Source organism: Rhodoferax sp. GW821-FHT09E07, assembly GCF_059416145.1.
The window spans coordinates 242,332-262,928 of record NZ_JBWKOP010000004.1; the positions used below are offsets into that span (position 1 = coordinate 242,332).

23 protein-coding genes are annotated in these 20,597 nt (G+C 63.8%); 17 read left to right on the forward strand and 6 right to left on the reverse strand.

Annotation, left to right across the window (positions count from 1 at the left end; genetic code table 11):
* Positions 1-2 precede the first annotated feature (2 nt).
* A complete protein-coding gene (locus AC07OE_RS09495; protein ID WP_495070315.1) occupies positions 3-1,172 on the reverse strand; it encodes an efflux RND transporter periplasmic adaptor subunit in 1,170 nt (389 codons plus the stop codon).
* Between the two features lie 148 nt (positions 1,173-1,320).
* Between AC07OE_RS09495 and hpnC the strand changes: the two genes are divergently transcribed.
* The 9 genes from hpnC (at position 1,321) to AC07OE_RS09540 (ending at position 10,882) form a co-directional block, all read left to right on the forward strand.
* Entirely contained in the window at positions 1,321-2,178 is an 858-nt protein-coding gene (hpnC, locus tag AC07OE_RS09500) for a squalene synthase HpnC (protein WP_495070316.1), read from the forward strand.
* Positions 2,179-2,334: 156 nt separating this feature from the next.
* Positions 2,335-3,255 (forward strand): hypothetical protein, encoded by a 921-nt coding sequence (locus AC07OE_RS09505; protein ID WP_495070317.1) that lies wholly within the window; start codon positions 2,335-2,337, stop codon positions 3,253-3,255.
* A gap of 30 nt (positions 3,256-3,285) precedes the next feature.
* Positions 3,286-4,125 carry a presqualene diphosphate synthase HpnD gene (gene hpnD, locus AC07OE_RS09510; RefSeq protein ID WP_495070318.1) on the forward strand — a complete coding sequence of 280 codons (840 nt, stop codon included), beginning with the start codon at positions 3,286-3,288 and terminating at the stop codon, positions 4,123-4,125.
* The gene (gene hpnE, locus AC07OE_RS09515; RefSeq protein WP_495070319.1) at positions 4,122-5,417 is read left to right on the forward strand and encodes a hydroxysqualene dehydroxylase HpnE; all 1,296 of its coding nucleotides are present in this window, start codon (positions 4,122-4,124) and stop codon (positions 5,415-5,417) included. Before hpnD ends, hpnE begins: the two co-directional genes overlap by 4 nt.
* Before the next feature lie 63 nt (positions 5,418-5,480).
* Positions 5,481-5,855, forward strand: a complete 375-nt coding sequence (locus tag AC07OE_RS09520) for a hypothetical protein (RefSeq protein WP_495070320.1) — start codon at positions 5,481-5,483, stop codon at positions 5,853-5,855.
* A gap of 12 nt (positions 5,856-5,867) precedes the next feature.
* A complete protein-coding gene (locus AC07OE_RS09525; protein ID WP_495070321.1) occupies positions 5,868-6,596 on the forward strand; it encodes a TetR/AcrR family transcriptional regulator in 729 nt (242 codons plus the stop codon).
* Positions 6,597-6,600: 4 nt separating this feature from the next.
* Entirely contained in the window at positions 6,601-7,146 is a 546-nt protein-coding gene (locus tag AC07OE_RS09530) for a DUF2867 domain-containing protein (protein WP_495070322.1), read from the forward strand.
* Positions 7,121-8,446, forward strand: coding sequence for an ABC1 kinase family protein (locus tag AC07OE_RS09535; RefSeq protein WP_495070323.1), 1,326 nt, complete (start codon positions 7,121-7,123; stop codon positions 8,444-8,446). The genes AC07OE_RS09530 and AC07OE_RS09535 overlap by 26 nt, the downstream gene beginning before the upstream one ends.
* Positions 8,447-8,482: 36 nt before the next feature.
* Positions 8,483-10,882: a penicillin acylase family protein gene (locus AC07OE_RS09540; RefSeq protein ID WP_495070324.1), complete on the forward strand. Its 2,400-nt coding sequence runs from the start codon at positions 8,483-8,485 to the stop codon at positions 10,880-10,882.
* 41 nt (positions 10,883-10,923) lie between these two features.
* Here the strand turns inward: AC07OE_RS09540 and AC07OE_RS09545 are convergent, their stop codons facing one another.
* A complete protein-coding gene (locus AC07OE_RS09545) occupies positions 10,924-11,643 on the reverse strand; it encodes an HAD family hydrolase (RefSeq protein ID WP_495070325.1) in 720 nt (239 codons plus the stop codon).
* On the opposite strand from AC07OE_RS09545, the gene hemH reads away from it, so the two are divergent.
* The 7 genes from hemH (at position 11,642) to AC07OE_RS09580 (ending at position 15,412) form a co-directional block, all read left to right on the forward strand.
* Positions 11,642-12,745 (forward strand): ferrochelatase, encoded by a 1,104-nt coding sequence (gene hemH / locus AC07OE_RS09550; RefSeq protein ID WP_495070326.1) that lies wholly within the window; start codon positions 11,642-11,644, stop codon positions 12,743-12,745. The genes AC07OE_RS09545 and hemH overlap by 2 nt on opposite strands.
* 232 nt (positions 12,746-12,977) lie before the next feature.
* Complete coding sequence (locus tag AC07OE_RS09555) at positions 12,978-13,352, forward strand: hypothetical protein (RefSeq protein ID WP_495070327.1); 375 nt, start codon at positions 12,978-12,980, stop codon at positions 13,350-13,352.
* Between the two features lie 143 nt (positions 13,353-13,495).
* Positions 13,496-13,768 carry a chorismate mutase gene (locus tag AC07OE_RS09560; RefSeq protein ID WP_495070328.1) on the forward strand — a complete coding sequence of 91 codons (273 nt, stop codon included), beginning with the start codon at positions 13,496-13,498 and terminating at the stop codon, positions 13,766-13,768.
* 144 nt (positions 13,769-13,912) lie between these two features.
* Positions 13,913-14,131: a hypothetical protein gene (locus AC07OE_RS09565; protein ID WP_495070329.1), complete on the forward strand. Its 219-nt coding sequence runs from the start codon at positions 13,913-13,915 to the stop codon at positions 14,129-14,131.
* Positions 14,132-14,220: 89 nt separating this feature from the next.
* Positions 14,221-14,526 carry a putative quinol monooxygenase gene (locus AC07OE_RS09570; protein ID WP_495070330.1) on the forward strand — a complete coding sequence of 102 codons (306 nt, stop codon included), beginning with the start codon at positions 14,221-14,223 and terminating at the stop codon, positions 14,524-14,526.
* A 14-nt stretch (positions 14,527-14,540) separates the two neighbouring features.
* Positions 14,541-14,753 (forward strand): SlyX family protein, encoded by a 213-nt coding sequence (locus tag AC07OE_RS09575; RefSeq protein WP_495070331.1) that lies wholly within the window; start codon positions 14,541-14,543, stop codon positions 14,751-14,753.
* Positions 14,754-14,776: 23 nt separating this feature from the next.
* Positions 14,777-15,412, forward strand: coding sequence for a LysE family translocator (locus AC07OE_RS09580; protein WP_495070332.1), 636 nt, complete (start codon positions 14,777-14,779; stop codon positions 15,410-15,412).
* Between the two features lie 9 nt (positions 15,413-15,421).
* Here the strand turns inward: AC07OE_RS09580 and AC07OE_RS09585 are convergent, their stop codons facing one another.
* From AC07OE_RS09585 to modA, 4 genes are all read right to left on the reverse strand, one after another.
* Entirely contained in the window at positions 15,422-17,050 is a 1,629-nt protein-coding gene (locus AC07OE_RS09585; RefSeq protein ID WP_495070333.1) for a GGDEF domain-containing protein, read from the reverse strand.
* Positions 17,051-17,155: 105 nt separating this feature from the next.
* A complete protein-coding gene (gene modC, locus AC07OE_RS09590; RefSeq protein ID WP_495070334.1) occupies positions 17,156-18,256 on the reverse strand; it encodes a molybdenum ABC transporter ATP-binding protein in 1,101 nt (366 codons plus the stop codon).
* Entirely contained in the window at positions 18,253-18,936 is a 684-nt protein-coding gene (modB, locus tag AC07OE_RS09595) for a molybdate ABC transporter permease subunit (protein ID WP_495070335.1), read from the reverse strand. Before modB ends, modC begins: the two co-directional genes overlap by 4 nt.
* Before the next feature lie 22 nt (positions 18,937-18,958).
* Positions 18,959-19,717, reverse strand: a complete 759-nt coding sequence (gene modA / locus AC07OE_RS09600) for a molybdate ABC transporter substrate-binding protein (RefSeq protein ID WP_495070336.1) — start codon at positions 19,715-19,717, stop codon at positions 18,959-18,961.
* A gap of 44 nt (positions 19,718-19,761) precedes the next feature.
* Here modA and AC07OE_RS09605 point away from each other — a divergent pair, with 44 nt between their 5' ends.
* Complete coding sequence (locus AC07OE_RS09605; RefSeq protein WP_495070337.1) at positions 19,762-20,547, forward strand: TOBE domain-containing protein; 786 nt, start codon at positions 19,762-19,764, stop codon at positions 20,545-20,547.
* Positions 20,548-20,597 lie beyond the last annotated feature (50 nt).

A 20,597-nucleotide genomic window follows, 5' to 3' on the forward strand; every position in this document is an offset into this window, starting at 1 on the left:
GCTCACTTGGCGACAGGTGCGCTGGCTGCCGGGTTGGCAGTTGCTACAGATTCAGGAGCTGCAGGCGCAGAAGCTACGGGGGCCACAGCACCTTTTTCCTTGTAAAGCGAAACTTTCTGGCCAGGCGACAGCACGTGCACGCCTGCCACGACCACCTGGGTGCCGGGCTGCAGGCCGTCGGCCACCACCACCTCGTTGCCATCGGCCGTGGCCACGGTGATGGTTTGCAGCTTCACGGTCATGCTGGCTGTGTCCAGCACCCACACTGCGGTGGATTTGCCACTTTGGTAGAGCGCACTGGTGGGCAGCTTGACCACTTGCACGCCGCTGCGGTCAAACGCCTGCGGCACGACGGATACCGTGGTGCCCAGCGTCAGCGAATCCTTGGCGTCCAGCCCCACCTTTACGGTGAACGTGCGCGTCACCGGGTCGGCACTGGCCGCCACTTCGCGCACCAAGCCCTTGACGGTCGTCTTGCTGGCCCACACCCGCACGTCGACGGAGGAGCCGGCCTTGATCAGTGCCACTTTGTCTTCCGGCACCGCGAACACCACGTCGCGCGGGCCGTCCTGGGCAATTTGCACCACCGGCGTGCCGGCGGTCACCACCTGGCCGGGTTCGGCGGAAATGGCAGTCACCACGCCCGACACGTCTGCCACCAGCGTGGTGTATGCGGCCTGGTTGCCCTGGCTGTTCAACTGGGCCTGGGCCTGGTCGAGCTGGGCCTGGGCGGCTTTCAGCGTGGTTTCGCGGCGCTCCAGTTCGGCACCGCTGATGAAGTTCTGGTCGCGCAGTTCCTTGTAGCGCTTGAAGTCGGCCGCCGCCAGATCGCGGTTGGTCGCGGCAGCGGCCACTTGGGCGCGGGCGGCTTCGGTGGCCAGCTTGTAGTCTTGGGGGTCCAGCTGGGCCAGCACCTGGCCGGCCTTCACCGTTTGACCCAGCTCTACGGGGCGGCGCACCAGCTTGCCGGCGACGCGGAATCCCAGGCGGGATTCGATGCGGGGCCGTACCTCGCCCGAGAACTCAGCGCCGGACTGGATGCTGTCCAAGCCCACCGTGACCACCTTGACCGCGCGGATCGGCTCTTCAGAGGGCGCGGGCTTGGAGCACGCGGTTAAAACCAGCGCCGCTGCGATGAGCGAGGCCCCGGTGGCAAAGGATTTGAGTTGCATGGTGGCAGGTGGGGAGAGGAATGAAAAAAGGCAGCTGAAACCAGGCTCAACCACCAACTAATGACCGACTGGTTAGTAATTTAGGGTAACTACTGAGCTTTGTCAAGCCGGCGTAAAGCAAAAAGCGCTACGGGCACAATCGCCCCCTATGCCTACCGCCCCTGCCGCCCCGCCAATCGCCCATTACGAGAACTTTCCCGTGGCGTCCTGGCTGTGCCCGCCCCATGTGCGGGCGCCGATCACGGCGATTTACCACTTCGCCCGCACGGCGGACGACATTGCCGACGAGGGCGACGCCAGCCCCGCCCAGCGCCTGGCCAGCCTGCAGGCCTACCGCCAGGCGCTGCAGCAGGCGGCCGACGACGGCAGCGCCTTTGCCGACTGGCCCCGCGTGTTTGGCCCGCTGCAAGGGGCGATCCGCTCACACGCGCTGCCCGTGCAACTGCTGCACGACCTGCTGGACGCGTTTGTACAAGACATTGAAAAGACCCGCGACCGCACGGGCTACGCCGACGAGGCCGAGCTGCTGGACTACTGCCGCCGCTCCGCTAACCCCGTGGGCCGGTTGCTGCTGCATCTGTATGGCGTGCATGACGCGCAAGCCCTGGCGCAGAGCGATGCCATCTGCACCGCGCTGCAGCTCATCAACTTCTGGCAAGACCTGAGCGTCGACATTCCCCGCGGCCGCTACTACCTGAGCGACGCCGCACGCGCGCAGTTTGGCGTGCCGCAGTCCGATGTGCTGGCACAGCGCCAGACCGATGCCGCTACGAAACTGATAGCTGCCAGCGCAGACGCTGCGAGGGCTACCATGCTGCAGGGTGCGCCGCTGGTGCACCGCCTACCGGGCCGCGCGGGCTGGGAGCTGCGCCTGGTGGTGCAAGGCGGGCTGCGCATTCTGGACAAGATCGCGGCGCTGGACTACCGCACGCTGGGTCAGCGCCCGGTGCTGCGCGCGTGGGACTTTCCGCTGATGCTGTGGCGCGCGTGGCGAATGGGTCGCTAGCAAATTCATAGCTGCAACTGCAGAACCGACGGGGGCTAGAGCCCATTTTTTCAAAATTGCAGTTGACCAAATGGTCCACTTCCTGGTGGCCAAACGCGGGCTTTCCCCTAGAAGTTTTGCGGGGTTTCGGGCCGCTGCCATGGTCCAATAAGGGACATGTCTGCGTCGGTCAATAAAAAAGAGATTTCGTCAGTTCGTTGGACCCGCCGCTCCCTGCTGCACCTTGCCGGTGCTGGCTTGGCGCTGGGCGGTGCCAGCGCCGTGCGTGCGCAGTCGCCTGTAGCCGTGGTCTACCCCAACCTCAACGCCAATGGCACCGACAACCTGGGTTACCGCGTGCTGGACCTGGCGCTGCAGCGCTGCGGCAAGCCTTATTCCCTGAGCCTGCACCCGATTGCGGTCAACGACGAACGCGCCCGCGCCATGCTGCGCCGCGGTGAGGTCAATGTGGCGGACTTCGGCTCGGGCGCCGAGTTTGAAAAAACCTTCAACGCGGTCTACTTCCCGATTGACCGCGGCCTCTTGGGCTACCGGCTCAGCCTGATCCACTACAGCCTGGAAAACGAGTTTGCGCGCATCGCCAACCTCACGCAGCTGCGCCGGTACCGCGCTGGCCAGGGCCTGGGCTGGTCCAACAACGCCATCATGCAGGCCGCCGGCATCCCGGTGGTGACAGGGCCCACGCTGGAATCCCTGTTTCCCATGCTGGAGGCCAAGCGCTTTGACTTTTTGCCCCTGGGCCTGAACGAGGTGTATGGCTTCTCGGAGCAGTACGGCGACTTTGCCCCCTCCATGGTGGTGGATCCACATGTGCTGCTGGTCTACCGCTTTGCGCGCCTGTTCTACCTGCGGTCCGACGGTGACGAACTGCACGCGATGATTCTGTCCGGCCTCAAACGGGCTTTTGCCGAAGGTGCGTTCCAGAAGCTGCTGGCCAGCGACCCGTCGGTGCGCCGCGCCCTGCAACGCGCCAAGCTGGCCCAGCGCGCCACCATCACCATCGACAACCCGCTGCTCACCGATGCCTTCATGAGCATCCCCGACGAGTACTACTTCAAACCCTCGGAGTTCCGGTAAGGGGCGTGGCGGGATGTAACAATCCCCGCCATGACCCCAGAGCAATACGTCCAGGACAAAGCCGCCGCCAGCGGCAGTAGCTTTTATTACGCCTTCCTGTTTCTGCCCGCACCGCGGCGCGCCGCCATCACCGCGTTCTATGCGTTTTGCCGCGAGGTGGACGACGTGGTGGACGAGATGGTGGACGCCGGCGTGGCCGCGACCAAGCTGGCCTGGTGGCAGACCGAGGTGGCCCAGTCGTTTGGCGGCAACCCCGTGCATCCGGTGATGAAAGCGTTGATGCCGCACACCGCCGCCTACGGCATTGAGGCGCGCCACCTGCTGGGCGTCATCGAGGGCTGCCAGATGGACCTGGAGCAGACCCGCTACCTGGACTACCCCAACCTGCAGCGCTACTGCCACCTGGTGGCGGGCGTGGTGGGCGAGGTGGCGGCGCGCATCTTCGGCCAGACCGACCCGCAAACCACCGCCTACGCCCACAAGCTGGGCCAGGCCCTGCAGCTCACCAACATCATCCGTGACGTGGGCGAAGACGCCATGCGCGGGCGCATCTACCTGCCGGTCAACGAGCTGCAACAGTTCGATGTGAAGGCGCACGAGATCTTGAAGCGCAGCTACTCCGACCGCTTCACTGCGCTGATGAAATTCCAGGCCCAGCGCGCCCAAGGCCTGTACGACGAAGCACTGGCCCTGCTGCCTGCGGCCGACCGCCGTACGCAAAAGCCCGGCCTGATGATGGCCAGCATCTACCGCGCCCTGCTGCGCGAGATCGAGGCGGATAACTTCCAGGTGCTGCACCAGCGCATCGCACTCACACCGCTGCGCAAGCTGTGGCTGGCGTGGAAAGTTCAAGCCTTGGGCAGGTTGTGAAGGTCGCGGTTGTAGGCGCCGGCTGGGCCGGCATGGCCGCAGCGGTCACTGCCACCCAAGCCGGCCACCACGCTACCGTTTTTGAAGCAGCCCGCGCAGTCGGCGGGCGGGCCAGAGCCCTGAATGGCACCTTGCCCGACGGTACACCCGTGGTGCTGGACAACGGCCAGCACATCCTGATTGGCGCCTACAGCGAAACCCTGAAGCTCATGCGCACCGTGGGGGTGGACCCAGAGGCCACGCTCTTGCGCCTGCCGCTCACCCTGCTGTTCCCCGATGGTGACGGTCTGGCCCTGCCCGACTGGCCCAGCCCGCTGGATGCGCTGGCCGGCATTGCAACAGCCAAGGGCTGGACCTGGGCCGACAAGTGGAGCCTGCTGCGTGCCGCCACCGGCTGGCAGCTGGGCGGCTTTGCCTGCGCCCCGCAGACCAGCGTAGCCGACCTGTGCCGCACGCTGACACCCACCGTGCTGGCCACCATGATCGACCCGCTGTGCGTGTCCGCACTCAACACGCCTGCCGACCGAGCCAGCGGCCAGGTCTTCCTCACCGTGCTACGCGACTCGCTGTTTGGCGGGCGCGGCAGTTCCAACCTGCTGCTGCCGCGTGCCGACCTGGGCGCCCTCTTCCCTCAGGCCGCGGCCGACTGGCTCCAAGCAAAAGGCGGCGTGGTGCAACTGGGCACGCGCGTGGCGCAGCTAACGCCCCAATCAGCAGGTACGGGCTGGCTGGTGAACGGCCAGCCCTTTGACGCCGTCTTCTGGGCCACTTCATCATCCAATGCCGCCTTAGCCCTCATGGAATCTGCGCAAGCAGCTCCTGAAACCATAGCAAGTGCCATGCGGTCCCGGGCCACCACAACGCAGGCGCTGCAGTTTGAAGCCATTGCCACCGTCTACGCCCACGCCCCGCAAGCGCGCCTGAGCCAGCCCATGCTGGCGCTGCGCAGCGACGCGGCGAACCCCGCGCAGTTTGTGTTCGACCGCGGCCTGCTCGGCGGCCCCCAGGGCTTGCTGGCCTTTGTGGTCAGCGCCAGCGAGGGCGAACGCGATGTGCTGCAGGCCCAGGTGCTGGCCCAGGCGCAAACCCAATTGGGCCTGGCGCTCACGCCAATGCAAACCGTGGTGGAAAAACGCGCCACCTTCGCCTGCACACCGGGCTTGGTGCGCCCACCGCTGGCCATCGCGCCAGGCCTGTGGGCCTGCGGCGACTATGTAGACGGCCCCTACCCCGCCACACTGGAAGGTGCGGTACGCAGCGGCATGGCTGCCGCAACGCTTTTAAGAAACTAACTATCTTTAAATTTCGGTAAATGCTATATTTATGAAAAGTTAGTTTTCATAAAGGCATTCACCATGTCCAGCTCCGCCTTCAGCGCCAAGGTCTTCGCCGTCTACCTGTTCCTCGCCGGTGCGGTGCTCATCACCGTACCCAACCTGCTGCTATCCCTGCTGCAGATACCGCCCACACCCGAGGTGTGGATTCGCGTGGTGGGGCTGGTGGCCTTCATGATTGGCGTGTACGCCTGGGTGGCGGCCAGCCATGAGTTCAAGCCGTTTCTGGTCGCCTCCGTCTACACGCGCTTTGTCGTCTTCCTGGCATTCACCGCCTTTGCCCTTTCCGGCCTGGGCAGCCCCATGATCCTGCTGTTTGGCCTGGCCGACCTGGCCGGCGGCATCTGGACCTACTCTGCCCTGCGTGCCGATGCGCGCTGGGACGGCACTGCCTGAAAGCCCCCCACCATGCGCACCTCCAAAGCCCAACAAGCCCAGAACCACCGCCTGCTAATCCGCACGGCCGTGGACCTGATGACCCAGCACGGGTTTGACGGCACCACCATGAAGCAGATCGCCCGCGCGGCCGACGTGGGCGATGCCACCATCTACAAGTACTTCCCCAGCAAAGAGAAACTGGTGCTGGCCTACTTTGAGCAGGCCGTGGGCGATGCCCTGGCCCGCATGCACAAGACCAAGGGGCTGGACAAATTCTCCTTGCAGGAGCGCATGCAGCTGCTGGTGGACCACCTGCTGGAAACGCTGCTGCCCGACCGCGAGTTTGTGGCCCTGGCCCATCAGCTGCTGAACAAGACGCCCCTGGCCCTGCTGAGCGGCTCCTTGCCCGGCAAGGCGCTGCTGCAGGCCGCGTTTGCCGAGATGCTGGAGGCCGCGCAGACCAGCGGCGAGATGCCGCCCTGCGGCTTTCAGGGCAGCCTCTCCAGTCTGATGGCGGACTATGTGTACGCGGTGGTGGGCTTCTGGCTGCGCGACACCTCGGACGGCTTTGCCGACACCACGCGCATGACCGACCTGAGCCTGGGCGTGCTGACGCTGGCCCTGCGCAGCGGCCTGGTGGACCGGCTGCTCGAACTAGGCGGCTTCATGCTGCGCAGCCAGCTGGCGCGCCTGATGCAACCCGGCGGCGGCTGGCTGGACCTGATGCAGCGCGCGCGCCAAACCCTGCAAACGCCCTAACACCATGACCACCACGATCACCGAAACTCCGCTGCCCGCGCACAGCCAGATCGCCCAGCGCACCGCGGGCGCCGACTTTGCCGACTGCTACACCTTTGCCGACCCACAGCCCGCCAGCAGCGCCATGGAAACCTACCTGGCCGTGATGGGCCGCACGCCGGGCTGGATGGACTTTTTGATGTCGGTGCGCAACCAGGCCGTGCGTCTGGTGGGACTCAAGCACCTGGGCCGCATGCAGGTCAAGCTGCAGGCCCAGGACAGCAAGCCCGCCGCCCACTACGCCGTGGGCGACCGCACGGGCATCTTCAGCCTGTGCTACCTGTCGGCGCCCGAAGTCATCCTCTTCGATGACGACAAACACCTGCGCGTGGAGCTGTCGGTCTGCAAGCACCAACAGGATGGGCAGCCCGTGGTGTCCATCAGCACCGTGGTGCACAACCACAACGCGCTGGGCCGGGCCTATATGGCCGTGGTGGGGCCGGTCCACCGCATCATCGTGCCGCGCATGCTGCGCCAGTCTTTGCATGCCGCAAGCGCCGCGCACCAGTAAGCTCGCGCGCGGCGCTATTGTGGGTGCCGCCGCCGCACAGGCCGGCGCCACGCAGCTGGCGCGCTCGGCAACCAAGCTGGTGCAGCGCAGTGCCAGCGCGGCCGACCAGGAGGCCGCGCGCGTGGAGCACGAGGCCAAGATGGGCCGCATTGCCTTCACCGCACTCAACCAGCTCAAGGGCACAGCGCTGAAGGCATCGCAGCTGCTGAGCATGGAGCTGGGCCTGTTGCCCGAAGGCGTGCGCCAGCAACTGGCGCGCGCCCACTACCAGGTCACGCCCCTGAACCGCGCGCTGGTGCTCAAGCTGCTGCGCCAGGAACTGGGCGACAGCCCCGAGGCCCTGTTTGCGGAGTTTGACCTGCAAGCCTTTGCCGCCGCCAGCCTGGGCCAGGTGCATGCCGCCACGCTGCACAGCGGCGAGGCCGTGGCCGTGAAGCTGCAATACCCCGGCATGGCCGCTACTATCCAGAGCGACCTGGCCATGCTGCGCCTGCTGCTCAAGGGCATCAGCCTGGGGCCCGAGGCGCTGCCGAACGCCGACATCCAGGCCCGCGTGATGGACAACATCGCCCAGACGCTGACACAGGAGCTGGACTATCTGCATGAGGCCGGCCAACTGAAATGGTTTGCCCAGCACTTGCAGCACCCCCACCTCGTGGTGCCACAGCCGGTCATGGCGCGCACCACCCCGCGGTTGCTGACCATGCAGCGCCTGCACGGCCTGCACCTGGCCGAGTGGTTGGCCACCCAGCCCAGCCAGGCCCAGCGCGACCACTATGGCCAGCTGCTGTTTGACACCTTCATGCAATGCGCCTGGGGCCTGCAGCGCCTGCAGGCCGACCCACACGCGGGCAACTACCTGTTTCTGGACGACGGCCGGCTGGGCCTGCTGGACTTTGGCTGCACGCGCACGCTGTCGCCACGGTTTTGCGATCAGGCTGCCATCGCCTGGAAGGCCGCACTGCGTGCGCCTAAGGACACGGTGGCGCTGCGCGAGGCTTATCTGGCGCTGGACCTGATTGACCCTGCGCTGGACCAGCAGCGCTTTGAGACCGAGCTGCTGCCCGCCCTCGCGGGCTGGCAGGACTGGCAATGCCTGCCACTGCAAAGCACGGTGTACGACTTTGGCCAGTTGCCGCCACCGCCCCAGCCCAATGCCGCCGCACGGCGCGCCGCCACGCTCCACATGCACGCCCTGCCCCCGGACCTGCTGCACTTTGACCGCGCCCACATGGGGCTGACTGAGATGCTGCGCAGCCTGGGCGCCCGGGTGCGAACGGCAAACCCCTGGATTTTTTAAGGCGCTGCGGGCCAATTTAATGGCACCATAGCTGCCATGAAGTTCATCCTGAAAATCGTGGGCGGCTTGTTCGCCCTGCTCCTGATCGCAGCGTTGGCCCTGGGCAGCTGGTACCTCTACAAAAAACAGCCCGTGCGCAGCGGCACGCTGATGCTGGACCACCTAAGCGCCAAGGTGACGGTGCGCTACGACGAACGCGGTGTGCCCCATATCGAAGCCGCCAACCAGACCGACCTGTACCGCGCGCTGGGCTATGTGCACGCGCAAGACCGGCTGTTCCAAATGGAGATGGTGCGCCGCCTGGCCAAGGGCGAGCTGGCCGAGATCCTGGGCCCCAAGCTGCTGGATACCGACAAGCTCTTCCGCACCCTGGGCATACGCCAGCGTGCCAAGACCCAGGCCGCGGCCATGGACATGAGCACCCCGGCCAACAAGGCCCTGCTGGCCTACCTGGACGGCGTCAACCAGTACCAGGACCATAACCGCTCGCCCGTGGAATTCGACATTCTGGGCATTCCGCATACGCCCTTCACGCCCGAGGACACGCTGGCCGTGTCGGGCTACCTGGCTTACAGCTTTGCCACCGCGTTTCGCACCGAGCCGGCCATGACCTTCATCCGCGACAAGCTGGGGCCGGACTACCTGCGCGTGTTTGACATCGACTGGCATCCGGAAGGCGTATTGGCCCCCGTTGCGGCCCTGAAAGACAACGACTGGAAAGGCCTGAACCGCATCGCCCAGGTCAGCCAAGAGGCCATGGAACTGGCCAGCATGCCACTGATGGAAGGCAGCAACGCCTGGGCCATTTCGGGTAAGCGCACCGCCAGCGGCAAGCCCCTGTTGGCCGGCGACCCGCACATTGCGTTTTCCACCCCCAGCGTCTGGTACGAGGCGCAGCTGAGTACGCCTGACTTGGAGCTGTACGGCCACTTCCAGGCCCTGAGCCCGGCCGCCCTGCTGGGCCATAACATGGACTTTGGCTGGAGCCTGACCATGTTCCAGAACGACGACATGGACCTGATCGCCGAGAAGGTGAACCCCGACAACCCCCAGCAGGTCTGGCACAACAACCAGTGGGTGAACTTGGAAACGCGCACGGAGACCATCACGGTCAAAGGGGCGGCCCCAGTGACGCTCACCCTGCGCCATTCGCCCCACGGCCCCATCATCAACGACGCCTTCAAGGACAGCCTGGGCGACACCCCGGTGGCCATGTGGTGGGCGTATCTGGAAACCGAAAACCCCATCCTCCAGGCCTTCTACGAGCTGAACCGCGCCGACACGCGCGACAAGGCGCGCGAGGCGGTCAGCAAAATCCATGCGCCGGGTCTGAACATTGTCTGGGCCAACGCCAAAGGCGACATTGGTTGGTGGGCCGCGGCCAAGCTACCACAGCGCCCCGTGGGCGTGAACCCCACCTTCATCCTGGACGCCGCCAAGGGCGAGGCCGAGAAGCCCGGCTTCTACGCCTTCACCTTCAACCCGCAGGAAGAAAATCCGGCGCGCGGCTACATCGTGTCCGCCAACCACCAGCCCAAACCCAGCAGCGGTGTGCCCGTGCCCGGCTACTACAACCTGGCCGACCGCGCCCAGCGCCTGGATGCCGCGCTGAGCAATCCCAAAACGCGCTGGGACACCAAGGCCGCAGAGGCGCTGCAACTGGATGTGGGCAACGGCTACGGGCCGCGTATCCTCAAGGACCTGCTGCCGGTATTGCAAGCCGTGGTGACCGACCCCAACGACAAGGCGTTTCTGGAACCGCTGACCAAGTGGGATGGCAACTACACCGTTGACAGCATTGCGCCCACGCTGTTTACGCAGCTGATGTACGAAGTGGCCAAGGCCGCCATGGAAGACGAGATGGGCGAAGTGCAGTTCAAGAACCTGCTGAAAACCCGGGCGCTGGATACCGCCCTGCCGCTGCTGATCGCCGATGCCAACTCCCCCTGGTGGGACAACATCAATACCAAAGCCCACGAGAGCCGATTTGAGACGGTGCGCATTGCCTGGGCCAACACGCTCAAGCACCTGCAAGGGCTCTACGGCACCAGCCTGCTGGACTGGCGCTGGGGTGCCACCCACACGCTGACCCATAACCACCCGCTAGGCCGGCAAAAGCCGTTGGACTGGCTGTTCAATGTAGGGCCGTTCCCGGTGCCTGGTGGGCGCGAAACGCCCAACAACCTGTCCAACCCCATTGGCCCTGCGCCGTGGGCCGTGAGCTACGGGCCGTCCACACGCCGCGTGATCGACTTTGCGGATGCCAGCCAGTCCGTAGGCATCAACCCGGTGGGGCAGAGCGGCGTGCGGTTTGACAAACACTACGCCGACCAAGCCGAACGCTATGCCGCCGGCGTCTATGTGCCACAGCATCTGGACGAAGACGACGTCAAGGCGCACACCGAGAGCACACTGACGCTGAAACCCGGGCGCTGAGGCGCGACTCAACCCTGTCTATCGCAGTTGCCGGCCCCGGCTTAGCCGCTGGTCAGCAGGTCGCGCAACTCCGTGAGGCTGGCCACCGTGGCATGGGGATGCTGGGCGTGGCTCCACAGGTGCTCGGCACGGTTCACCCACACGGCCTGCATGCCCACGCCCAAGGCACCCAGCACGTCCAGCGCGGCGTCATCCCCCACATGCAGGATGGCTTCGGTTGGCAGGTCCAGCGCCTTGGCAGCCGCATGAAAAATGCGCGGATCGGGCTTGCCCACCCCAACATCGCGCGCGCTCACACTGCCCTTGAAATACGCGCCAATACCCACGGCATGCACGTCGGCATTGCCGTTGGACACGGCGTAAATGGGCCACCGCGCAGACATCCACTCCAACGTAGCAATCGCGTCGTCAAACAGCTCAACGCGCATGCGCTCGGCAAAGAACAGGTCGAACGCGGGGTCGGCCAAATCCGTATCGTCGCCAGCACGGTCCAGCGCCAGGCGGATGGATTCGCGGCGCAGCACGCTCAGGTCATGCGCCTGAGCGGCCCACTGCATCTCGGTGGCCTCGCGGATGGAGCGGCGTTCGTGCGGATCGGCATACAGCGTGGCGGTGGCCGGCGCGTACTGCACAAGCCAGGCATGCAAGACCTTTTCCGCACGTTCTATGCAGGGCCAGATCGGCCACAAAGTGTCGTCCAGATCGAGGGTGATTGCGCGTATGGAAGAAAGTGCCAGCATAGGTGCGGGAGAATACCGCATGCTTCTATCCTCCCCCTTTCAGCCCGAGCCTCCCTATACCCATGGCCAGGTGCCACGCACCGCCGTGCTCTTGTGCAACCTGGGCACACCCGATGCGCCCACACCGCAGGCTGTACGCCGCTACCTGGCCGAGTTTCTGGGCGACCCGCGCGTGGTGGAAATTCCCCGCCTGCTGTGGCTGCTGATCCTGCACGGCATCATCCTGCGCACGCGCCCCGCCAAGTCGGCCGCCAAATACGCCAGCGTATGGACGAAAGAAGGCTCACCGCTCAAGGTGTGGACCGAAAAACAAGCCAAATTGCTGCAAGGCTGGCTGGGCCAGCGCAACCACCAGGTCAAGGTGCGCTGGGCCATGCGGTATGGCAGCACCTCGATTGCCTCGCAACTGGACGCCATGAAGGCCGAGGGCGTGACCCGCGTGCTGGTGGTGCCAGCCTACCCGCAGTACAGCGCCACCACCACGGCCAGCCTGTGCGACGCGGTCTACGCTTGGGCTGCCAAAACGCGTGCGATCCCCGAGTTCCGCTTCATCAACCGTTACCACGACGATGCGGGCTATATCGCCGCGCTGGCCAGCAGCATCCAGCGCCACTGGAAGGTGAACGGCAGGCCCGACAAATTACTCATGAGCTTCCACGGTGTGCCCGAACGCACGCTGCAGCTAGGCGATATGTACCACTGCGAATGCCACAAGACCGCGCGCCTGCTGGCCGAAGCACTGAACCTGGACAAGAACCAGTACCAGGTCAGCTTCCAGTCCCGCCTGGGTCGCGCCAAATGGCTGGAGCCCTACACCGAGCCCACACTCATCGCGATGGGCAAAGCCGGCGTGAAACGCGTGGACGTAGTCTGCCCCGGCTTCAGCAGCGATTGCCTGGAGACGCTGGAAGAAATCAACATGGAAGGCCGCGAAGCATTCATGCACGCCGGCGGCAAGGAGTTTCACTACATTCCCTGCCTGAACGACGACCCGGAGTGGATTACGGCGCTGTGCAACCTGACGCAAAAGCACTTGCAGGGTTGGCCAACGCTTGAGGTGCCAGATGCGGCTGCGCTGCAGGCGTCCAAGGAAGCGGCGTTGAAGATGGGTGCGAAGCAATAAGACCTCTAGTCCGCGTGGGATATATGCAATTTGCTATTAAATTTTTAGCAAATGCACTAAAAACACAAGGCAAATAGTGGGCTGATTTTTAAATCATGGCGAGTGCTCTGAATGGGTTTGGACGGCAGATATGCGGCGGAAGCCGACGTTCAAATATTCACCCAAACGGGTGATTCCCAAGTCTGATTAAGCCGTCGAAGGCAGTTTAGAGAGCTAGCTTACATTTGACCTCATGAAGCTCGACTACATAGTTCTCGTCGCCTTTCTCGCATTGGCCCCATCGGCGCTCCTGCTGTTTATCACGCGCCGGAAGTACCCGCGAGTGAGTCGCTATGCATCAACTGCGATGACAATCTCTTTTGGAGTAATAAGCCTCTGGTTCGCCATCACACTAATCTCCAAAGGCGTCTCAGAAGCCGTACCGCAATCACGGATTTTTAAAACCACTGTTCGGCAAGCGGACGAGCCGATCGCTTTTGGCCTTCGTGTAGCTCTCTTTGGTATACCCGGATTGTTGTTGCTTGGAGCTCCACTTGTTGACGTTTTACAAAACCTTATTTCACAGCGCAGGTCTCGTAAAGCGAAACAGGTTTATGGGAAAAAATGAAACCTAGTCCCAACACTTAGGCGGGTTATTGGGCATCCACTAGCGACTTAGCTTCGACGATAGAACTGCATGTTGAAAGACCTCATCCAGTCTATTGATGCCAGAACAAAAAATCCCGGCCAACCAAGAAAATCCCCACTCATATGACTAGTCTAGAACTCCAATCGCTTAGGGCCGAAGTAGACGACATTGATGCAAAAATTGTCCAATTATTGGCAAGCCGATTTCATGTCACGTCAAAGATCGGCAAGTTGAAAGCACTTCACACACTAGATGCCGTTGATCCACAGCGCGAGGCAGCACAGCAAATTCGATTTCGGCAGCTGGCACAACACAGCGGTCTCAATGCTGATCTCGTCGTTCGCATATTCCGGAACATCATCGATGAAGTCGTTAGCAATCATCGAAGGGCTTAATCCTTCCGTAAAACTGCATGCCCACAATGAAGTGCTGCAAAAGTCGGCTATCAGTCTGTAGACGCCTGAACTATGCCGCTGAAGCGGACGTTCCTTGCAGCCGTTCCATTGATCTAAACCATAAGATTAGAGAATACAGGAGCTATGCCTCGCGCTACAGTTGTTGTCTCGCTTGATGAAGCTACTGAAGTCGCGGCCATTGATGCTTGGTTCGACCGCTGGCAGCACAAGCTTGCGCATCGTTCAGAAAATCATGGTTGCGGTTGCTGCGTGGACATTTGGGAAATTGAGGGTCCGCAGGAGGCTATCGATCAACTTCCTGAAGCGACTTACGCCGGAGAGCAGTGGAGCAATGGCGGCTAGTTTCCCTCTGCTGCAGGGCTTGCCACCACGCCACCAAAATCAAGCTGAACTAGGATCTAGCCCATCCATCCCTACTGGAGGAATACCCCGTGATCATCGTACTTGGCAGCGTGAACATATTGAATGGCAATCTCGACGAGGCCCTGAGCGTGAGTCGGGCGCATGTTGCGCGATCTCGCACAGAGGCCGGATGTATCGAGCACGGTGTAAGCATCAGCGCGGAGTCTCCCAATCGATTGGTTTTCGTAGAGCGGTGGGCAAGCTGGGAATCACTCCAGGCGCATTTTTTGGTTCCCGCTTCGCGGGAATTTGCCACTGCACTAGCCAAGCTTGCCAGCACGCCGCCAGAAATGGCTGTCTATGAATCCACAGAAATCAGGCTTGGGAAAGACTAGTGTCCAATACTCCCATGGATACCTCAGAACGCACCGAGCAGCGCATCACCGAACTGGAAATCAAGGCCAGCTTTGCCGAAGATGCGCTGGACCAGTTCGACAAAATCATTGTTCGCCAACAGGAACAGATCGACCTGCTGATCCGCGAGCTCACGCACCTGCGCCATCAGACCAGCGAACCAGCCGCGGCGCGCAACTTGCGCGATGACTTGCCACCCCACTACTGACTTACTTTGAAACGGAGCGCCCTATGAGCCTGCAAACCTGGTGGCTGTTTGTGATGATGACCTTTGTGGTGTCTGCTACACCAGGCCCCAATATGCTGTTGGTGATGAGCACCAGTGCGCGCCAGGGGCTGCGCACGGCCGTCGTGAGCATGGCGGGTTGCATGACGTCGCTGATGCTGATGCTGGGCCTCTCTGCCGCAGGTCTGGGAGCGCTGCTACAGGCATTCCCCGCCGTGTTTGATGCGCTGCGCCTGGTGGGGGCCGCGTATTTGGCGTATCTGGGGGTGCAGGTCTGGCGTGCGCCGGTGCAAGAGGCTGCCGAAACTTCCACCGAGGTTGCAGAATCTTCCGCCCCCCCCGCCAACGCTTGGGCGCTGTACCGCCAGGGCGCGTTGGTTGCGGCCAGCAATCCCAAAGCCATTTTGTTCGCGGCAGCATTTTTCCCGCAGTTCATTCACCCCGAGCAGCCGAAACTGCTGCAATTTGGCATTCTGCTGGCCACCTTTGCCGTGGTGGAGGTGAGCTGGTATTTTGTGTACGCGGCCAGCGGCAAGCAGTTGGCCCACTACCTGCGCCGTGCCAGTGTGATGAAGGTTTTCAACCGGGTCACCGGTGGCGTATTTGTCGGCTTTGCGGCGCTGATGGCAGGAACGCGCTGACCGCTGGCGTCAGGCCAGTCCCTGGCGACGGGAGTCTTTTTCCTGGTACATGCACAGGTCGCAGCGGTGCAGCCAGGTGTCCAGCGTATCGTCCGCCTCCGCTACAGCTACACCCACGCTGGCGGTCACCTCCAGGCCTGGGTGCAAGGCATCCCAGTCGAAGCTGCGCACGGCTTCGTGGATGCGCTGGGCCAGGCCTTCGGCGTCGCGCGCGTCCACATGCGCAAACGCCACCACAAACTCATCGCCACCCAGACGCACGGGTACATCGCCCTCGCGCACAAAGCTGCACAAGATATTCGCCAATGACTTGAGCACCACATCGCCCACGCGGTGCGAGAAGTTGTCATTGATCTGCTTGAAGTGGTCCACATCCACAAAGGCCATGGCTGGCGACAGGCCACGCTCCTGGCCCTTGCGCAAGACCTCGGGCACCATGTCCTCCAGATGGCGGCGGTTGAACAGGCCGGTCAAAGCATCTTCCAACACAAGCTGCTGCAGGCGCTGGGTTTCCTCTGCCAACCTGCGCGCATTGGCGTGGTTGGCCCGTGCCCTGAGTTGCCATTCGATGCGCTCTTCGCGGCTGCGCATGGCCTCCAAGCGCAAGTTGTTCTCTCGCAGTTTGAGGGCCCGCAAAAAGGCCTGGGCCATGCGGTCTTTGCCCTGGGCTGACAGCACCTGGGCACACAGGAGGTAGGCAATGCCCACCATATGCTCGTTGTCGATCTGGTTGGCCATCTCCAACATGCGCTGGGCCTGGGACTCGGCCAAGGCCCAGTCTTCGCGCGCCCAAGCAATTTCGGCGCGCAACCAGATTTCCATCAACGTCACCGAGGGGTTGCTGTCACCACGTGCCTGAGCACTCTGGGCAAAGTCGGCGTTTTGCTGGGCCAGGTCCCACTGGCCCAGCCAGCAGGCTTCGAAGCCATCGGCCAGCCCCAGCATGACCTGGGTTTTCACAAAAGCGCCTTGCAGCACCAGCAGATTGCTGGGCACGCGGGCTGCTCGCGCATGCGCATGGCGCAGATCGGCCAACCGCTGCAGTGAACGGAATTCGCCGTGGTAGTAGCGGTCAAAAAAGCAGCGCGTGATTTCCATGGCACGCTGGTTGATGCGCGGCAGGTAGGACTCCATCCACAGCCCATGGCTGTCCAGCAAATCGATGGCGTGCTGCAGCGCAGCGTCGGCTTTGTCAAAGCTCCAGGCGCAGGCATAGGCCACCCCCAGGTAGTTGTAGGACATGGCCACCGATAACGGTGTTCCGCCCTCGTTGAGCTTGGCGGCGAGGAGAGCAGCATCCACCCCCTCTTCGCTGTGCCCCATCAAACTCAGGGTGTGGGCAACGGCAGACAGCGCCTCGGCCTCACCCGCCACATCGCCCACCATTTCAAACAAGGCGGCGGCCCGCTGGGCTGTTTCCTGAGCCCGGCGAAAGCGCGACACCATGCGGTCCCCATGCGCCAGACACAACATGGCCTGGGCTTGGGCCTGCAGATCCAGGGTGTCTTGCGCATGCTGCAGCGCGGCCTTGGACAACGACTGACTCTGGGCCACGTCCCCGCGGTCCAATGCGCGCTGGGCCTGGAGCAACAGCGAGAGCACGGGCACCGTCTCGGGGGGCAGGTTGGACGCAGACATAAGCACGATGGTTGGGGCACTGGGCCTTGAAAAAGGGATAACGCAGGGTAATCCCCTACACCCGAGCCTGTCACTCCCCCAAACGGGTGAATTTGCAACCGTTGTTTACGAACCGACCAGTGCCAAGGCCTTCACCTGAGCCCACACAGGCTGGCCTGCTTGCAGCCCCAAACTGTGCACCGCCCGCCGCGTAACCCGCGCCAACAGGGGCGTTGCGCCACATGACAGTTGCACGACAGCTCGCGAGGGGTGGGTGTCCGGCGCAATTGTGACAACTACACATGGCAACACATTTTGTATGCTGGTCGGACCCGGCGGCTCGGTGGCGAGGCTCACATCCCGTGCCAGGACACGCAAGCGCACGCGGTGACCCTGTGGCAGGCCCGGATCACTGATCCATACGCTGCCACCCTCGAAGGCAACTCGGGCCAGGTTCCATGGGGAGTCAATGGCCACTACATGGCCATCCAACAGCGCGGCAGCATCCTCCCCGACACGCACCGGCGCGTCCACCTGGGCCAACACCCGCACCGTGGGGCCGCTGGCCTGCACCCGGCCCTGCTCCAACACCACCAGCGTGTCTGCCAGGCGAGTGACCTCCTCCATGGCATGGGTCACATAGAGCATGGGAATGTGCAACTCGTCACGCAACCGCTCCAGCCAAGGCAGAACGTCCCGACGGCGCGCGGGGTCCAGCGAGGCCAAGGGCTCGTCCAGCAGCAGCAGTTCTGGCTCGGTCGCCAGCGCGCGGGCAATGGCCACGCGCTGGCGCTCGCCGCCTGACAGCGCCTGGGTACGGCGGTGCAGCAGCGGCTCCAGCCCCAGCAAAGTAATGGCCTTATCCAGCGCCAGCAGCGACGGGCCTTGCCCTGCGCTGCGGCGTGCACGTTTTTGGGCATACGCCAGATTCGCCCGCACATCCAGGTGGTCGAACAGGCTTGACTCCTGGAACACATAGCCCACGGGACGGCACCAGGCGGGCAGCGCAATGCCTTGGGCATCGTCCTGCCACACCCGGCCACGGATGTTGATATGGGCTTGGGCCCCCTGCTCCAGCCCGGCCACGCAGCGCAGCACCGTAGTCTTGCCCGAGCCGGAGGCACCAAACAGAACCGTGATGCCGTGCGCAGGCAATTCCAAATCCACATCCAGCGTGAAGCCGGGACGCGGCAGGTGCAACCGGATGTGGTGGGGTGCCGTGCTCATGCGCGCACCCTGCTGCCGCGCGGGTTAAGCCAGCCCAGAACCAGCAGCACTACAAACGAAAACAGCACCATACCCGCGGAGAGCCAGTGTGCCTGCGTGTACTGCAGCGCCTCCACATGGCCGTAGATCTGGGTGGAGACCACGCGGGTCTTGTCGGGAATATTGCCGCCCAGCATCAGCACCACACCAAACTCGCCCACGGTGTGCGCAAAGCTCAGCACGGCGGCGGTGACAAAGCCCGGGCGCGCCAAGGGAACGGCCACCGTAAAGAAAGCATCGAGCGGGCTAGCACGTAGCGTCGCTGCGACTTCCATGGGACGGTTGCCCATGGACTCGAACGCGTGCTGCAGCGGCTGCACCGCAAACGGCAGCGAATACACCACCGAGCCCAGCACCAGGCCCGCAAAGGTAAAGGGTAGCAGGCCCAGTCCCATCGCCTGCGTGAGCTGACCCAACGGACCTTGCGGCCCCAGAGTCACTAGCAAGTAGAAGCCCAGCACTGTGGGCGGCAGCACCAGCGGCAGCGCCACCATGGCCCCCACCGGCCCGCGCCAGCGCGACGGCGTGCGCGCCAGCCACCAGGCCAAGGGCGTGGCCAGCAGCAGAAGCAGGCAGGTACTCAGCGTGGCCAGACGCAAGGTCAGGCCAATGGCACCCAGATCGTCGGGGCTTAGAGGCATGCGGGCAAGCGTAGCGGAAAACTCAGACCTCGTAGCCGAAGCTGCGGATCACCGCCTTGGCCGCATCGCTGCGCAGAAAAGCCATGAACGCGACGACAGCAGCGCTATCTTTGCCCGCGTTGAGCACGATGGCGTCCTGGCGCAGCGGGCTGTGAAGGCTGGTGGGTACCACCCAGGCCGAGACTTCGCCGACCTTACCGTCCACCATCACTTGGGACAGCGCCACAAAGCCCAACGCGGCATTGCCGGTGGACACAAACTGGAAGGCTTGTCCGATGCTTTCACCCTGCACCAACTTCGGCTGCAAGCTGGCGGCTACACCCAGCTTGGTCATCACCTCCACGGCCGCTGCGCCATAGGGCGCGAGCTTGGGGTCGGCAAGGGCCAGGTGCTCAAAGCGGCCGCTGCGCAGCACCTCGCCCTTGTCGTCCACCAGGCCAGCCTGGCGGCTCCACAGCACCAGGCGGCCGGTGGCGTAGGTGAACTGCGAAGCTGCCACACCCGCGCCCTCTTTGGCCAGGCGCGTGGGCGTTTCATCGTCGGCCGACAGCAGCACCTGGAACGGCGCACCGTTTTTGATCTGCGCATACAGCTTGCCGGTGGAGCCCACCACCACGGTGGCCTTGTGGCCAGTAGCGGCGGCAAAGGCCGTGGCAATCTTTTGCACCGGGGCACTGAAATTGGCAGCCACCGCCACAGTCACTTCTTCGGCATGCAGGGCGCTGCTGGTCAACAGGGCCAACACACCGACCCAACGCAGGAGGGATGTCATCGAGGTCATGGAAGTCTCGCTATTCCAAAAAGGGATAGCGTAGCATAGCCACTATGACAATCCCCTCCCCTTTGACTGGCTCCGCATTAGCCGGCGCGTTGGGCCACGAGGTCGCCGACAAGCGGCTGGACATCCTGCGCCGTATTGGCCAGGTGGGCTCCATCTCGGAGGCCGCGCGCGGCGCCGACGTGAGCTACAAGGCCGCATGGCAGGCCATCGACACCCTGACTAACCTGGCCGGTGCTCCGCTGGTGGAACGTACCGTAGGCGGCAGTGGTGGCGGTGGTGCGCAGCTCACCGCCACGGGCCGGCAATTGCTGGAGGCGGCCGACACCTTGGCGGCGCTGCGCCAGCAAGCGCTGGACCAGGTGGCGCAGCGCAGCGACGCGCACACCGGCGTGGCACCGCGCCTGGCCGGACTGGGCCTGCGCACCAGCATGCGCAACCAGTTGCCCAGCCAGGTCTTGGCACTGCAGCGGGCCGGGCGAGCCGTGCAGGTGCGTCTGGGCCTGAGCGACGGCAGCACGCTGCGCTCCCGCATCACGCGTGAGAGCGCGGAGTTGCTGGGCTTGACGGTTGGCAGCGAGGTGCTGGCGCTGGCCAAGGCCACCGCAGTGGCCGTGGTGGCCGCACCCGCCAAGGCAACCACCCTGCCAAACCAACTGCATGGCACCGTGGCGCGGCTGGCGCGCTCTACAGCCGGGGACGAGGTGGTCCTGACACTGGCCTGCGGCCTGCAGATGGTGGGCTTTGCCGCGCCGGGCCTGCAGCTCAAGGTGGGCCAGGCCGCCGTGGTGGTGTTTGACGATGCGGCGGTGGTGCTGGCGGTGGGCGGCTAGCGCCGGGATGCTCCTGTTTCAGGAGCAGCTTTTCCAATAATGACGGGGGC